This is a genomic window from Dyella sp. EPa41 (genome assembly GCF_016586165.1).
Lineage (GTDB): Bacteria > Pseudomonadota > Gammaproteobacteria > Xanthomonadales > Rhodanobacteraceae > Dyella.
Map to the genome: position 1 here is coordinate 1 of NZ_BCPR01000010.1, position 15,279 is coordinate 15,279.

Genomic DNA, 15,279 nt, shown 5'->3' on the forward strand with positions numbered 1-15,279 from the left:
AGAGGGGGAAAAACGGCGGTGCGGCGCGAATAGATCCCCTCACGGCTCAACAAAGTTGCCTTGAGTCCTCTCCGCTACGGCGCGTGGCGGTGTAGCGGCGCCGTTCGAGGTAGTAACGAGCCCATCCCGGCCGGCCTCGGTCGGCTGACGCCTCTATCTCTCGTACTGCTATGAGCCTTGGCTCTGAAGGCCATTTTCTTTGGGTTACTTTTCTTTTGGGCCAGCAAAAGAAAGTGACTCGGCGGCCGGCAGGACGTCGAAACGCCCGCTGCGTAAGCGGCACTCTCGCGGTAGCGGAGCTACCGAAGGCATACCCCGCTCTTACAAGAACGAAAACATGCGAACAGGCGCAAAAGGCTGTCGCGCACAGGGTGCGCTCCTACAAGGAGAGTGCGGGACGCAACCGCGCCATTACTCCCCTCGCAACCACCTCGCCGCATCCACCGCAAAATACGTAAGGATCGCATCCGCCCCCGCCCGCTTGAACGCAGTGAGCGACTCCAGCACCACCGCCTTCTCATCGAGCCAACCGTTCTGCGCGGCGGCCTTCAGCATCGCGTACTCGCCACTCACCTGATAGACGAACGTGGGCATGCCGAAGGCATCCTTCACGCGGCGCAGCACGTCGAGGTACGGCATGCCGGGCTTCACCATCACCGCATCGGCACCCTCGTGGATGTCCAGCTCGATCTCGCGCAACGCCTCATCGCTGTTGCCGACATCCATCTGGTAGGTGTGCTTGTTGCCCTTGCCGAGGTTCGCCGACGAGCCCACCGCGTCGCGGAACGGGCCATAGAACGCCGAGGCGTATTTGGCGGAATAGGCGAGGATGCGCGTGTGGATGTGGCCGGCGTCTTCCAGCGCTTCGCGGATGGCGCCGATGCGACCGTCCATCATGTCCGACGGCGCCACGAAATCCATGCCGGCCTCGGCTTGCGCCAGCGACATCTTGATCAGCGCCTCGATGGTCGGCTCGTTCATCACGTAGCCGTGTTCGTCGATCAGGCCGTCCTGGCCATGCGTGGTGTAAGGGTCCAGCGCCACGTCGCCGATCAGGCCGAGTTCCGGATACTTCGCCTTGAGCGCGCGGGTGGCGCGCTGCATGAGGCCATCGGGATTCCACGCTTCGCGCGCGTCCTCGGTCTTCACCGACGCGCCCGGCGAGGGAAACAACGCCAGCGCGGGAATGCCGAGCCGCACGCACTCGCCGGCGAGTTTCAGCAGCTCGTCGATGGAAAGGCGCGCCACGCCCGGCATGGACGGCACCGGCTCGCGCTGGCCCTCGCCCTCGATCACGAAGGCGACCATGATCAGGTCGGTCGGCAGCAGCGTGTGCTCGCGCATCAGTGCACGGGAGAAGGCATCGCGGCGCATACGGCGCATACGGACGGCGGGGAAGCTCATCGACGGGCTCTCAGGCAAGACATCCCCCCCATTTTAACGCCTCGCCGCCGGTTTGCCCGCGGGCCGCATTGACGCGGCGGTTGAGACGAGGGACCCGCACGATGCGTGAACGCACCATTTTGCGAACACCCTGCTGACACGTTCGCCGGTGCAGTCTCCCCATCGACCCTCGAAGGAGCCCAGCCCATGAGCATGTCCACCGCCCGGCACAGCCAATGGCCTCTTGGCAAAGACGCAAAATACCTCGGCCCGCACCAGGGCACGGAACCGATCGATGTCACGCTCGTGATGCGACGACGTGGCGGCCACCCCGCGCCCGCCGCGTGGCCGCACCGGCCGCCATGCAAGCGTGAGGATTTCGACACGCAATGGGGCGCCGATCCCGCTGATGCGCAGAAGCTGCGCGCTTTCGCGCAGCAGCACGGCCTGGCCGAGACCGGATGCGATCTGCATCGCCGCGTCATGCATCTGCGCGGCACGCCGCAACAACTGCAGCAGGCCTTCGGCATCCAACTGGGCAGCTACCAGATGCCCGATGGCGGGCCGATCAAGCGCGGATGCCACGGCAAGCCCACGCTGCCCAGCGACGTTTCACCCGCCGTGCTCGCCGTGCTTGGCCTGGACCAGCGACCGGTCGCGCGTCCGCATTTCCGTCGCCTGGCCGCTGCGGCCGCCGCCAAGTCCCATACGCCGCTGCAGGTCGGTGAACTTTATGGTTTTCCGGCAAACACCGACGGCAGCGGCCAGACCGTGGCCATCATCGAGTTGGGTGGCGGCTATACCGCCAGTGATTTCAGCCGGTACATGCAATCGCTGGGCATCACCAAGGTGCCCAAGGTCGACGTGGTTTCGGTGGCTGGCGGCACCAGCCAGCCCGGTGGCGACGCGGACGGCGAAGTGATGCTGGACGTGGAAGTGATCGGCGCACTCGCGCAGGGCGCGTCCATCGCCGTGTACTTCGCGCCCAATACCGACCAGGGTTTCTACGAGGCCATTTCGCAGGCTGCGCACGACAGCACGCGCAATCCGTCCGTCATCTCGATCAGCTGGGGCGGCCCGGAAGACAGCTGGGCCTCGACCACGCTCCAAGCCATGGAGAGCGCGCTGCAGGATGCCACCACGCTTGGCGTCACCGTTACCGCCGCCAGCGGCGACAGCGGGTCCACCGACGGCGAAACCGACGGCCAGCAGCACGTGGACTATCCCTCCTCCAGCGCGTACGTGCTCGCCTGCGGCGGCACCAAGCTCAGCGGCAGCGGCACCAAGATCTCCAGCGAAACCGTGTGGAACGAGCTCTCGAAGAACGAAGGCGCGACCGGCGGCGGCGTCAGCGCCAGCTTCGGCCAGCCCACATGGCAGGCGTCCGCGAAGGTGCCCGCAGGCGCCAACGGCTTCAGCGGCCGCGGCGTGCCTGACGTGGCCGGCAACGCCGATCCGGAGACCGGCTACCAGGTGCTGGTCGACGGGCAGAGCCAGGTCATCGGCGGCACCAGTGCCGTGGCGCCGCTATGGGCCGCGCTGATCGCGCGTTTCAACCAGCAACTGGGGCAGAACGTGGGCGATGTGCACGAGGCGCTCTACGGTATCGGCAAGAAGGCGTTCCACGACATCACCCGGGGCAACAACGGCGCCTTCAAGGCGGCGAGCGGCTGGGATGCGTGTACCGGCTGGGGCAGCCCCAAAGGCCAGACGCTGCTGACGTCGCTGGCGTCGTTGAAAGGCAGTGGCGCCGTGAGTGGATAACGCCTTTCTGCAGGAGCGCACCCGGTGCGCGATGACTCCGGCGAGCTGGCTTCATGCCGCGCTGTGGTTGCGTACCGGGTGCGCTCCTGCCGTCGGCGGCGAAGGCATTACGGCTCGTCGACCACCCTATTGCGCAAGGTCCCGATGCGCTCGATGGACACCTCGCACACGTCACCGGCCTTCATGTAGACCGGCGGCTTGCGTCCGTAGCCGACGCCCGATGGCGTACCCATCACCAGCACGTCGCCGGCTTCCAGCGTCATCGCTTCGCTGAGCAGAGCGATGGTGCGCGCCACGCCGAAGACCATGTCGTCGGTGGACGCGTGCTGCATCACCGTGCCGTTGAGCGTCGTCTCCAGCGTGAGGCCTACGCCACCCGGCGGCAGTTCGTCCGCGGTGACCACCCATGGGCCGAAGGCGCCGGTACCATCGAAATTCTTGCCGACGGTCCACTGCGTCGTGCGCATCTGGTACTCGCGAATCGAGCCGTCGTTGAACACGGCGTAGCCGAAAACGTGGTCCAGCGCCTCGCGTTCGGCGATATGGCGCCCCCCACTGCCAAGGACCACCGCCATCTCGCCCTCGTAATCGAACGTGGCCGATACACGCGGCCGCACCAATGGCTGGCCATGACCGACCAGGCTGGAAGCGAAGCGGGCGAACACGGCCGGATAGCTCGGCGCCTCCGAGTCGAACTCGCGCGCATGGTCGTGATAATTGAGGCCAAGGCAGACGATCTTGCCCGGCTGCGCGCACGGCGGCAGGCAGGCGACGGCATCGGCATCGATCGGCAGGCCTTCGCGCAAGGCATCGATGGCGCGCGCACGTTGCGCCTCGTCCATGCGCATCAGCGCCGAGACATCACCGGGATAATGCGGCTCGCCGTCGAAACGCGCGCGGAAACCCTCGCCGGCATCCACGGCCAGACCCACGCGGCCACCCTGCTGGAAGCGCAAGAATCGCATGTCGCCCTTCATGGCATCCGGGCTGATGAAGCGCCCGCGATGATTGGGATGTTGCGGGAGCTTACTACGCCGCCACGACGGTCTTCAGCGACCCGCGCAAGCCGCAGGCGTCGTCACCGCGCCGTTGGGCTCGCATTGGATGGCTTCGGCACCCGGCTCCGGCATGGGCATGCCCGGCCGGTAGGGTGCATAGGAGGGAGCCGGCACGGGCCGGACGGTGCCGGTACGACTCGCGGCCAGGGAGAACGCGGATGTGGCGGCGAAACCGAACGCCGCCGCCGAAACACGCTCGCCCTGCGTGGGTCCGCTGGGAAATACCGGCACCGGGCTGCGAGGCGCGGACCGCGGCCGCTCGACCGCACCGGCCACGTTTCCGGCAAGCGGTTCGCGATAGCCGGCCTCGGCCGCTGCATCGGGCTTCGGCGGCGGCGGCGAAAGCATCGGCGTCGTACTCCCCTGTTGCGCGAACGTGGGCGACGGCGCCACACAGGCAACCGCCATTGCCAGGCAAAACATCGTGCATTTCATCTGCCGCGCCTCCGCTTCATCCATGACAGGCCACCGATCGTTGCCGAGACTGTACCCGGCCGGGCGGAGGACGCTCCAGCGGCGATGCGCCACTCCCTGGCGATTCGTTCATCCGGCTGGCGGGCCGCAAAGCGCTGCACTTATGCTGCGGGCACTGGCGTACGCCGCCGGCATCCCAGCCCTTCGCGATCACGGAGCACAAGGTAGTGACCACCACCTCGACCGGCAGCCTGGCCTGCGTGGGCATCGGCATCACCCTGGGATCGCACATCAGCCCGCTGGCCCGCAGCCATATCGAGACGTCCAACGTGGTGTTCACGGCCGTGTCCGATGGCATCGTCGAGCTCTGGCTCAAGGAAATGAACCCGGACGTGCGCAGCCTCCAGCCCCTCTACGCCGAGGGCAAGCCACGCCCGCAGACCTATCGCGAGATGGTGGAAGCCATGATGACCGAGGTGCGCGCCGGCAAGCGCGTCTGCGGCGTGTTCTACGGTCATCCGGGCGTCTTCGCGTGGGCGCCGCACCGGGCGATCAAGGTGGCTCGCGAGGAAGGCTATCGCGCGCATATGGAGCCCGGCATTTCCTCGGAGGACTGCCTGTATGCCGACCTGGGCATCGACCCCGGCAGGGTGGGCTGCCAGCATTTCGATACCACCCAGTTCATGCTCTTCCGCCGCAACGTCGACCCGAGCGCGTGGCTGATCCTGTGGCAGGTCGGCCTGGCGGGCGAACAGACCGGCCGCCGGTTTGCCACGGGCCCGGCCTACCGCCGGGTGCTGGTGGACGTCCTGTTGCGTGACTACCCGGCCGACCACGAAGTGACCGTCTACCGGGCCGCCACATTACCGTTGCAAGCTCCGCGTATGGAGCGCCTGCCAATTTCGGGGTTGACTGATATCGATCTCACCATGTCCGATACCCTTGCAGTGCCGCCCTGTCGAGAGATGGAGGTCGATCACGCGATACGCGACCGACTGACGGCGCTGGATGCGGCTTTTGCAGCCAACTGATTTGGCCGCCCGCCAAGCCAGGTGTCATCTAGACATTTTTGCCTTAAAACAGAGCTATGATCGCTTTCTCCCAGTACTCCCCGGGGAGAGGGGAACGGCAAGTCGGAGGGGGGTGCGTCGCATCAAACGACCATCAGGGGAAATCAAAGCCATGTCGAGCGTCATCGAGTTCTTGGAGCGCATGGGTGCGGACGCACTCCTGCGCCATGCATCGCAGGAAGAGATCGCCGTAGCAGTGGAAGCGTCGCAGGTCGATGCCGAAGTCGGGGCGGCGATCATCGCCCGCAGCACGTCCGATCTTTATGCGCTGCTGGATCAACAGCAGCCCATGTTCCACGTGCAGAACAATCCTGGCCGGGAAGAGGAAGAGGAAGAAGAGGAAGGCGAAGACGACGAGGAAGCACCGTCGCAGCGCAAGCTCGCGGAGCTGCCTTCCGCACGACGCACCACCGTCGCGCTGGGATAAGCCCTTCCGTGCCTCGGCAAGGCAAAACCTGCCGTTGGACAGCCGCGGCAATGCTGCTGCTTGGCATGGTCGTGGGCGTGGCGAACGCCGCGCCCACGACGGAAGTCCCCGAACAACTGCTCAAGCGCGCCGACGCGATCAAGACCGCCGATCACGTCGAGTTCCTTAAAGTCCTCCAGCAGCTCGACCAGAACGCTGCCGACCTGCCCGTCGACGAGCAGTGGAAGTTGCGTTATCTCAATGCGTGGCAGTGGGCCTTCGACGGCAATTATCCACGCGCCACCACCTCGCTCCGTACGATCATCGAGCAGGCGCCCGACAAGGCGCTTCGGCTGCGCGCCATAGGTACGCTGATCAATATCCTTGGCTTCGGTCACCGCTATGAAGAAGCCTTCATCCAACTGAACCAGCTCGCCGAGCTATTGCCGCAGATCACCGACAAGGAAGCGCGCTACGCGGCCATGGCGGATGCGGCGCAATTCCTCATCATCGCCCGCCAGTACGACCAGGCGGTGGAGTACGCCGACCAGATGATGAAGAGCGTGCCGGACGGCATGAATGGATGCCGGGCCCTCTATTTCAAGCTCCATGCGCTCTTTCATGGCAAGACGGTCAGGCTCGCGCAAAACCAGCTCCAGGAAGGAGTGGATCTATGCATGGGCGCCAACGAGTCGCTGCTGGCCAATGCCGTCCGCACCGACATGGCGACACTCGACATCGAGCAAGGGCACCCTGTCGAAGCCGTGCACCTGCTCGAAGGACACTATGCCGAGGTGCAGGGATACGAATATCCGGCCCTCATGCAGTACTTCAATGTGTTGCTCGCGAAAGGCTATTACCGCCTGGGCGATCTGGTGAAGGCCCGTCGCTATGCGCTCGCCACGATCGCAAGCGCGGTTGAAAACGAGATCAGCGAGCCGCTGGGCCAGGCCTACGATTTGCTCTACCGCATCGAGAATCAGCAGGGCCACGCGACGGAAGCACTCGCCTACCACGAAAAATTCATGGCGGCGGACAAAGGCTATTTGACGGACGTCAGTGCGGGAGCGTTGGCCTATCAGGCCGTCAAACAGCAGGTACAGACCAAGAAGAACGAAGTCGACACCCTCAACCGCCAGAACCAGATACTCCAGCTCCAGCGCGAGCTCGATCACAAGGCCATGGAAACCAGCCGGCTGTACATCGCCCTGCTGCTCACCGTGCTCGCTTCGGCCGGTTTCTGGCTGTTGCGCACCAAGCGATCGCAATTGCGGTTCAAGCGGCTGGCGACGCAGGACAGCCTCACGCACATCTGCAGCCGCCAGCATTTCGTCGACGAGGCGGAACAGGTGCTGCGCCAGGCGGCCCGCACCACGCGCAGCGTGTGCCTGGTGCTGATGGACCTGGATCACTTCAAGCTGGTCAACGACACGCATGGGCATGTCATTGGCGACCTGGTGCTGAAGCGCGCTGTGGCTGCCTGCCAGCAGCACCTGCGGCGCAACGAGTTGTTCGGGCGGCTGGGCGGCGAGGAATTCGCAATACTGTTCCCCGAGTGCACGGCCGCGCAGGCGCAGGAACGTTCCGAGCGCATCCGCCAGGCGATAGCCGCGACGCCGTTGTGGGGCGAGACGCGGCATGTGGTGATCTCGGCCAGCTTCGGCGTGGCGTGCACCGACCGCAGCGGGTATGAACTGCGCCAGCTGATGATCGATGCCGACAACGCGCTCTATCGCGCCAAGCGCGATGGCCGCAACCGGGTGATCTACGGCGATGAGATGGACGCGGTGTCCGAGGCCGGGGTGGCTTCGATCCATGGCGCCGTCCACGACGAACGGCTCGCCGACCTGCCGCATTGATCGATCGGCCTTGCCGCGCCTGCTCGCGGCGCCCGTCAACGGATCAGGGCATCAATCGCCCGGCGGCGGCGCCAGTCGGTCGAGCAAGGCCGCATTGGCTTCGACGGTCGGCGATGGCATCAGGCCTACCCAGCCATTGGCGAGCCTGACGGCGTTCTGGGTGCCCTCCGGCGCCGTACCGCGTCCCGCATAGGCCAGCAGCATGCCGTCGGGATGCGCTTTCGCCCAGGTGGAGGGTCGGGTTGCTTCGGGCAAGGGCGATGGCAACTGCGCGAGGAAGGTGATGACACCCGGGTCGTTGGGGATGCGCGCCACCGGCACGCCCTGCGCCTGCAGCTCGGTCACGCGACGGGCGACCTCGCGCGCATCCAGCGCGCCCAGCACCTGCAGCCTGATCAGCGGCAGCAGGGCCATCGCCAACGCCAGGGCGACCACCGACGCACGCTGCTCCACGCGCAGGCCGCGGCTTGCGAGAAAAAAGACGACGGCCGCCAGCAACAGTGCCGCGGCCAGCAGGTAGAGCCACACCACGGTGTGTCGCTGCTGGATGCCTCGACCGATGGGCTCGGGTCCAAGCATGGCCCAGGCCAGCACCCCGGCGACCAGCGCAACCAGTATCCACATCCGCCGAATATCGAGCAGGGCGGGCTCGCTTCTCAGCCAGGCGCCCATCAGGACCGCCGCGCCGGGCATCAGCGGCAGCAGGTAATGCAGCTGCTTGCCGCTCACCACGCAAAACGCGATCAAGGCCGGCACGCACGCGCACAGGCCGAAGCGGGCGGCGCGCGAGCCACGTGAGCCGCGCATCGCGCTCGCCACGCGGCGCCAGCGCAGCAGCAGCGGCCAGGGCAACAACAGCACGGGGACCCATGGCAGGTACCACCAGAGCGGGCGGTTGTGCGCAAAGCTCTGCACCACCCGACCCGCCGTCTGGCGCAGCAGCAGGTTGTCGGCATCCGCGGCACTGAGGTGATGGACCGCGGCCCATGCCCAACCCAATACCGGCAGGCCGCCCAACACGGCCACGAGCAACATCGCCAGCAAACGGCGCCACGAGGCACGCGGTCCTTCAGCGGACCACCATGGCGCCAGGATGATCGGGCCGGCCAGATGCAGCAGCATCACCGGACCTTTCGCGAGCATGCCCAGTGCGCTGGCCGCGAACAGCAGCCACAACGCCGCGGGGCGCCCTTCTCCCACGTAATCCACGATGGCGACGAAGCCCAGCAGCACGCACAGGCACAGCAGCACGTCGAACATCACCACGCCGGCAAACAGCGCCAGGAAGATCAAGCCGAGCAACAGCCACGGCGCCTGCCCCGATGCGTCGGGAGACAGCCGTTTTTCCAGCCGCTGGCACAAGGCGATGCAGCCAACCCCACAAAGCGCCACGAGCACGCGCGACGACCACAGGGAAACGCCGAGCACGCTCCAGCCGAGGTTCAACAACCAGAACAGCAACGGCGGCTTGTCGAAGTAGGGGGCGCCATTGAGATGCAGGGTGACCCAGCTGCCGGTCTGGCGCATCTCCCAGGCGATGCTCAGGTAGCGCGTTTCATCGATGGGCACGGGCGGCAACACCACCAGCAGTGGCAACAACACGAGCAGCCACAGCGCCGGTGGAATCTTCAACTGACCGTCACGACTGACATTGAAATCCATGCCATCAATCTTGCGTAGCGTCGCTTACGGGATTCTTAGGGGCATGTGTCATTCCTTGCCGCCTCGGGCGTGGCCCGGGGCGGCAAGGCGATGGCGGTCATGTCCTCGCCCCTTTACGGAAGCGCCTTTGTCACACGGCCCTCATCAGGTCGATGTGAACGGCGCGCGGCAAGGCCGATCAAGGTAGGCAGCACCAGCAGCACCAACGGGTACTGCAACGTGAGGCCCGCGATGATGGCGATGGCCAGCGGCTGCTGGATGCCCGCCCCCGCGCCCAGCGCGAGCGCCAACGGCAACAGGGTGAGGATGGCCGCCAGCGTGGTCATGGTGATCGGGCGCAGGCGATCGCGGCTCGCCGTGCGCAAGGCTTCGTGCGGCGGCAGGGTACGCGCAAGCGTCACGTACTCGGACACATAGAAGATGGCCATTTCCGTGCCCATGCCGATGATCATGGTCATGCCCATCATCGCGGTGATGTTGAGGTCGACCCCGCACAGCCACAGCGCGATGAACACCGCCGTGGCCGAGAACAGCGAACACGCCATCACGATGACCGCGAGCCCGGGCCTGCCGTAAAGGAACAGCAGCAGCACGAACTCCGCCACCAGCGCCATCAGGAAAACCTTGGTGAGCCCGACGAACGCGATCTGCTGTTGCTGGTACAGGCCGCCGAGTTCATAGCGCATGTCGGCATCGAGCATGCCGGGCTTCGCCAGCAGCTGCTTCACGTCCGCCACGGCGGCGCCCATGCCCCGCCCCTCGATGCGCGCGGTGACGGCAACCATCTGCTGCAGGTTCTCGCGCGAGATCTGCGGCTGGCCATTTTCCGTCGCGATCGTCGCCACCCGGCTGAGCGGAAACACATGGCCGTCCGGCGCGCGGATGGGCAGCGCGAGCAACTGCGGCTCCCGCCATTGCATGGCATCGGGCATGCGCACGCGCACCCCCACGCTCTTGGTCGCCTGCGGAATCTGCGTGGCGATGACGCCGGTGAGTGCGCTGTCCACGGCCTGCGTGACGGCGCCCACCGTCATGCCCTCGACCATCGCCTTGTCGCCATCGACCTGCACCTTCAGTGCGTCGCCGGCAAGTTGCACGCCATCCTTGATCTCCACCACGCCCGGGATATCGGCCAGGGCCTTGGCGATCTTCTGCGCCTGCGGCACCAGCTGCGCAGGGTCGACGGCGTACAGCTTGATCTCGATGGGCTGCGGCACCGCGGTGAGATCGCCGATGAGGTCTTCCATCAGCTGCGCCAGTTCCACCTGCACGCCCGGTATGCCGCTCTCGACCTGCTGGCGCACATCGCTCATCACGTCTTCGGTCGAGCGCGCGTGATCGGGCTTGAGGCGCACGAAGTAGTCACCGTGGTAGGACTGCCCCAGTTCACCGCCCAGGCCGGTGCCGAGCCGGCGCGAGAACGTGGCCACTTCCGGGGTCTTGCGCAGGATGGCATCGATCTGGCCGATCTGCCGCTCGGTTTCGGGCAGCGATCGGCCAGGCTTCGCGTAGTAGTCCATCACGAAGCCGCCCTCGTCCGCGTCGGGCATGAAGCCGGTGGCCACGTGCGTGTAGGCGATGCCGCCGACCAGCAGCAGCGGCACGACGATCGCCAACAGCCAGGCAGGCCGTCGCGCGAGTCCGTCATAAAGCCGCCCATGCCAGCGCGACAGCCACTGGTCATGCGTGAAGCCGGGATCGTGCCAGCGCCTGAAATCCACCAGCCAGCGCAGCAGGGGCGGCACCACCCATGCGCTGACCAGCCAGGACACGGTGAGCGCCGCGGCCATGGTGAGTGACAACGCCTTCGAGAACGAACCCGTCACGCCGCCCAGCAGGCCCAGCGGAATGAACACGATCAGCGTGGCCAGGCTCGAGCCGGTGAGCGGCGCGAGAAATTCCCGCGCGGCCGGCAAGACGGCCTCCCTGCCGCCGCCCTCCTGCGTGCCGGCACGACGCGCCACGTGCTCCACCATCACGATCACGTCGTCGATCACCAGGCCCACGGCGGCCGCGATGCCGCCGAGCGTCATGATGTTGAAGCTCATGCCGAACACCTGCAGCAGCAGCACCGTGACGGCCAGCGTCAACGGCACCACCACCATGGCGATCAGCGTCACGCGCAGGTTGCGCAGGAACAGCAGCAGCACCGCGGCTGCAAGCAGCAGCCCGATCAGCACCGCATCGCGCACGCTGTGCGCGGAATCCACCACCAGGTTGCTCTGGTCGTACCAGTTCTTCAGCTTGACGCCGGCAGGCAGGCGAAACGCCGCCAGTTTCTGGCGCACGGCGCGGGCGATCTGCACGGCGTTGCCATCGGGCTGCTCGTAGACGTTGAGCAGCACGGCGGGCTTGCCGTCCTCGCTCACCTTGACCCACTGCGGCACGTAGCCGGCATGGATGTCGGCGACGTCGCCCAGGTGCACCCAGCCGTGCGGGTCGCTCTTCAGCACCACCTTGCGCAAGGCCTCGATGTGCTGCAGCGAGTGATCGGCCACCACCAGATACAGCTGGTTGCGATCCTGCAGGCGCCCCACGGCTTCCAGCTGGTTGGCGGCGGACAGTGCCGATACCAGATCGTCCAGCCCCAGGCCGTACTGGGCGAGCTTGCGGGCATCGGCATCCACCTGCAGCTCGGCGGTCTCGCCGCCCTGCACGTCCACGCGCGAAAGACCTTCCACCGAGGCCAGCAGCGGTACGATCTGGTACTGCGCGAGGTCGCGCAGCGCAACCGGCGACAGCGTGTCCGATTGCAGCGCATAGGAGATGATCGGGAACACCGTGGGGTCCATGCGCCGCACGTTGTAGGTGGCGCCGGCCGGCAAGCTCGGCAGCACGCGCGCGATCGCCGCGTCCACCTGCAGGGTGGACGCGATCATGTCGCGCCCCCAGCCGAAGTCGACCGAAATCTGCGCCGATCCGCGCGTGGTATCCGAGCGCACGTTCGCCACGCCGGGCACGGTGCGGATGGCTTCTTCGACGGGACGCGTCAGCAACAGCGCCGTCTGGTCGGCGGGACGATCGCCCGCATCGAGGTCGACCACCACGCGGGGAAACGATACCTGCGGGAACAAGCCCACCGGCAGGGTGAACGAACTCGCCAGGCCGGCCAGCGCCAACGCAAAAGCCACGATGACGATGGCACGCGCGTGCCTGGCGAGAAACGACGGCATGCTCATGGCTTGGCGTCCGCCCCGGGCGCACGCACCGCCATGCCGTCATCGAGCTGGGTGGCGCCCACGGTCACCAGCGGCCGATGGGCGTCCAGGGCACCACTGACGACGCTGGCACTGTCGGATTCACCCAGCACTTTCACCGGCACGCGCACGGCCTTGCCGTCGGCCACCTGGAAGACGTAACGGTCCGCTTCGTCGCCCTGCAAGGCATCGCGCGGCACCAGCCAGCCCTGCCACTGGCCCACCGTGATGTCCGCACGAAAGCTCTCGCCGCTCACCAGGGCGCCATCCGGCACCACCTCCACGTCCAGCTGGTGCGTGTGCGGGTTCAATGCGCGCGCCACGCGGCGCACGGTGCCGTGCATCGGCCCGGCGGCATCCAGCGGCGTCAGCGTGGCACTGGCGCCCGACTGCACGCGCCCCATCGCGGAGCGCTCCATGCCTGCCGTCACCACCAGACCATCGCCGCGCTGCAGCGTGAGCAGCGGCGCACCGGGCTGCAACTGATCGCCCTGCGACGCATCCACGCTCACCACGGTGCCGTCAAAGGGCGCGGTGACCTCCACGGTGGGCTGGCGCCCCTGCTGCTGCACGAGGGCGTCGAGATTGGCCTGCGCGTCCTGCAAGGCCTTGTCGGCCTGCTCCTTCTGGTCGCGCGTCGCGAGTTGCTGCGCGAACAGTTCGTCCGTATGCGCACGTGCCGCGGCGGCGACCTTCTGCGCCGAAAGCGCCTGTTGATAGGCGGCGATGGACGATGGCGAGAGGGCGAAGGTAAGCAGCCGCTGCCCACGCTTCACCGGCAGGCCGGCCGTCACGTTCCATTGCGCCACATGGCCGGCGGCCTGCACGTTCATGACATGCGTGGCATCGGACGAGGGCCCGGCCGTGCCGTAGGCCACCACCAGCTCCGGCAGGCTGCCCTGACGCACCGGCACGGTTGTCACGGCGGCGCTGACCGCGGCTTCATCCGGTGCCTCGCCACGCGAACAGGCCGCCAGCATCAGTGCGGCAAGCGCGGGCATCAACCATGGCTGACGAAACATCATGGAGCGATCACATCCTGTTCGAGTGAAGTGGGCATGCCGCGGCCGACGAGCAGTTCCACCGCCGCCTGCTGTTCGAGCATCGTCTGCTCGGTGGCTACCAGCGCGGCCTGGCGATTGAGCGCGGCAACTTCGAGGTCCACGTAGTTGCGCATATCCACCAGCCCGTCCTGCCAGGCCCGCCTGGCCTGGGCCGCGGCGCGCACGGCATCGTCCTGCGCGGGCACCAGCGCCCGGCGTTGCCGTTGCAGCTGCGCGTATTGGTCGAGCAGCGCATCCACCTCGTCGCGCGAGGTCGCCATGCGCACCGTGTATTCCTGATGAAGCTGTTCGCGCGTGGCCTTGGCGATGGCCACGTTGCCCTGGTTGCGGTCGAAGATCGGCAGCGCGAACGACACCGCCGGTCCGCCATTGCGCACGCGGCTGTTGTCCTGCGAGGCGTCGTAACCGATGGACAGCGGCGGGAATTGCGCGAGCACCGCCGCGCGCAGCGTGGCCTCCTGCGCCCGGTAACCCAACTGCAGGGCAACCAGGTCGGGCCGGCGACGACTGATGCTGTCGGCGTCCTGGCGAATCGACGCGGCATCGAGATCGGCCGGCGCCAGCGGCGTGGCGAGAGGCACGGCCACCCCGGGTTTCAGTCCCAGCAGGGCGGCGAGTTGTTGTTGCCGGTCGAGCTGCCGGCGCTGCTGGTCATGCAAGGCCGTGCGCGCATCGGCGGCGGCGGAAAGATCCGAGGCCACCGTCACCCGATCGACGTTGCCTGCGCCGATCGCATGCGTGATGCGCGCCTCGCGTTGCGTCAGCAGGTCCAGCGCCTGTTGCTGCAGCTCGAGCTGGCGCTGCCCTTCGACGAGATCGATCACCAGCAGGCGCGCCTTGCCGATCGTCTGCCATGCTTCCCACAACAGGCTTGCGTCCACTTCGTCGGCGGTCGCCTTGGCGGCCTCGCGTCGCGGCTTGAGCGTGATCAGCGAGGTGATGTCCTGGGTGATCGAGGCCGTCCACGCCGTGGCGTCGCCGGGGCCCGAGAGCAGGTAGCCGATGCTGCCGCCCACCACCGGATTGGGCAGCACGCTGTCCTGCTGCCGCTGTGCCTGTGCCGCCTGGTGACGTGCACGCGCGCTCCTGAGATCCGGATTGTTGAGCAGCGCCAGGCGCTCGATCGCATCCGCGCTGAAAGGCTGTGCCGCGGCGTCATAGCCGTGCAGTTGCGCCAGGGATGAAGCCGAGGTCGCCTGTTCCGGCAGCGGCCTGGCCTGGTAGGTGGCGCAGCCGGCTAGGCAGGCACCGGCCATCAGGGCCATGGCGCGGCCATGAACCTTCAGTAGCGCTGGGGGGAAAGGCAATCGCACCGAGTGTCCGTACACCGTTGGGGAGTACACACCCTAACGTTATTGCCTTAGCTTTCTCTTTGCTGTGTGCCGCAAGACATAGGCGGCCC

At 66.7% G+C, this 15,279-nt stretch carries 11 protein-coding genes; 4 read left to right on the forward strand and 7 right to left on the reverse strand.

The annotated features are described in order from the left end of the window. Positions 1–411: 411 nt before the first annotated feature. Positions 412–1,404, reverse strand: a complete 993-nt coding sequence (gene hemB / locus JMF82_RS05195) for a porphobilinogen synthase (protein ID WP_201313474.1) — start codon at positions 1,402–1,404, stop codon at positions 412–414. Between the two features lie 186 nt (positions 1,405–1,590). Between hemB and JMF82_RS05200 the strand changes: the two genes are divergently transcribed. Further along, complete coding sequence (locus JMF82_RS05200; protein WP_201313475.1) at positions 1,591–3,147, forward strand: S53 family peptidase; 1,557 nt, start codon at positions 1,591–1,593, stop codon at positions 3,145–3,147. Between the two features lie 107 nt (positions 3,148–3,254). Here the strand turns inward: JMF82_RS05200 and JMF82_RS05205 are convergent, their stop codons facing one another. Further along, positions 3,255–4,112 (reverse strand): fumarylacetoacetate hydrolase family protein, encoded by an 858-nt coding sequence (locus JMF82_RS05205; RefSeq protein WP_201313476.1) that lies wholly within the window; start codon positions 4,110–4,112, stop codon positions 3,255–3,257. Between the two features lie 84 nt (positions 4,113–4,196). Beyond that, entirely contained in the window at positions 4,197–4,553 is a 357-nt protein-coding gene (locus JMF82_RS05210) for a hypothetical protein (protein WP_201313477.1), read from the reverse strand. Between the two features lie 293 nt (positions 4,554–4,846). Here JMF82_RS05210 and JMF82_RS05215 point away from each other — a divergent pair, with 293 nt between their 5' ends. From JMF82_RS05215 to JMF82_RS05225, 3 genes are all read left to right on the forward strand, one after another. Next, positions 4,847–5,650: an SAM-dependent methyltransferase gene (locus JMF82_RS05215; protein ID WP_236585304.1), complete on the forward strand. Its 804-nt coding sequence runs from the start codon at positions 4,847–4,849 to the stop codon at positions 5,648–5,650. 112 nt (positions 5,651–5,762) lie between these two features. Then, the gene (locus JMF82_RS05220) at positions 5,763–6,116 is read left to right on the forward strand and encodes a hypothetical protein (protein ID WP_201313478.1); all 354 of its coding nucleotides are present in this window, start codon (positions 5,763–5,765) and stop codon (positions 6,114–6,116) included. A gap of 50 nt (positions 6,117–6,166) precedes the next feature. Further along, the gene (locus JMF82_RS05225) at positions 6,167–7,954 is read left to right on the forward strand and encodes a GGDEF domain-containing protein (RefSeq protein ID WP_201313479.1); all 1,788 of its coding nucleotides are present in this window, start codon (positions 6,167–6,169) and stop codon (positions 7,952–7,954) included. A 51-nt stretch (positions 7,955–8,005) separates the two neighbouring features. On the opposite strand, the gene JMF82_RS05230 is transcribed toward JMF82_RS05225, so the two are convergent. The 4 genes from JMF82_RS05230 to JMF82_RS05245 form a co-directional block, all read right to left on the reverse strand. Next, positions 8,006–9,616 carry a glycosyltransferase family 39 protein gene (locus tag JMF82_RS05230; protein ID WP_201313480.1) on the reverse strand — a complete coding sequence of 537 codons (1,611 nt, stop codon included), beginning with the start codon at positions 9,614–9,616 and terminating at the stop codon, positions 8,006–8,008. A 113-nt stretch (positions 9,617–9,729) separates the two neighbouring features. Beyond that, the gene (locus tag JMF82_RS05235; RefSeq protein WP_201313481.1) at positions 9,730–12,795 is read right to left on the reverse strand and encodes an efflux RND transporter permease subunit; all 3,066 of its coding nucleotides are present in this window, start codon (positions 12,793–12,795) and stop codon (positions 9,730–9,732) included. After that, entirely contained in the window at positions 12,792–13,838 is a 1,047-nt protein-coding gene (locus JMF82_RS05240) for an efflux RND transporter periplasmic adaptor subunit (protein ID WP_201313482.1), read from the reverse strand. Before JMF82_RS05240 ends, JMF82_RS05235 begins: the two co-directional genes overlap by 4 nt. Next, the gene (locus tag JMF82_RS05245) at positions 13,835–15,142 is read right to left on the reverse strand and encodes a TolC family protein (RefSeq protein ID WP_201313483.1); all 1,308 of its coding nucleotides are present in this window, start codon (positions 15,140–15,142) and stop codon (positions 13,835–13,837) included. Before JMF82_RS05245 ends, JMF82_RS05240 begins: the two co-directional genes overlap by 4 nt. Positions 15,143–15,279: the final 137 nt, after the last annotated feature.

Bases quoted from the DNA above. Each gene is read 5' to 3' on its own strand.
- JMF82_RS05200 (WP_201313475.1), top strand. From the start codon at position 1,591: ATGAGCATGTCCACCGCCCGGCACAGCCAATGGCCTCTTGGCAAAGAC.
- JMF82_RS05210 (WP_201313477.1), bottom strand. From the start codon at position 4,553: ATGCTTTCGCCGCCGCCGCCGAAGCCCGATGCAGCGGCCGAGGCCGGC.
- JMF82_RS05205 (WP_201313476.1), bottom strand. From the start codon at position 4,112: ATGCGATTCTTGCGCTTCCAGCAGGGTGGCCGCGTGGGTCTGGCCGTG.
- JMF82_RS05245 (WP_201313483.1), bottom strand. From the start codon at position 15,142: ATGGCCCTGATGGCCGGTGCCTGCCTAGCCGGCTGCGCCACCTACCAG.
- hemB (WP_201313474.1), bottom strand. From the start codon at position 1,404: ATGAGCTTCCCCGCCGTCCGTATGCGCCGTATGCGCCGCGATGCCTTC.
- JMF82_RS05230 (WP_201313480.1), bottom strand. From the start codon at position 9,616: ATGGATTTCAATGTCAGTCGTGACGGTCAGTTGAAGATTCCACCGGCG.
- JMF82_RS05240 (WP_201313482.1), bottom strand. From the start codon at position 13,838: ATGATGTTTCGTCAGCCATGGTTGATGCCCGCGCTTGCCGCACTGATG.
- JMF82_RS05235 (WP_201313481.1), bottom strand. From the start codon at position 12,795: ATGAGCATGCCGTCGTTTCTCGCCAGGCACGCGCGTGCCATCGTCATC.
- JMF82_RS05225 (WP_201313479.1), top strand. From the start codon at position 6,167: ATGCTGCTGCTTGGCATGGTCGTGGGCGTGGCGAACGCCGCGCCCACG.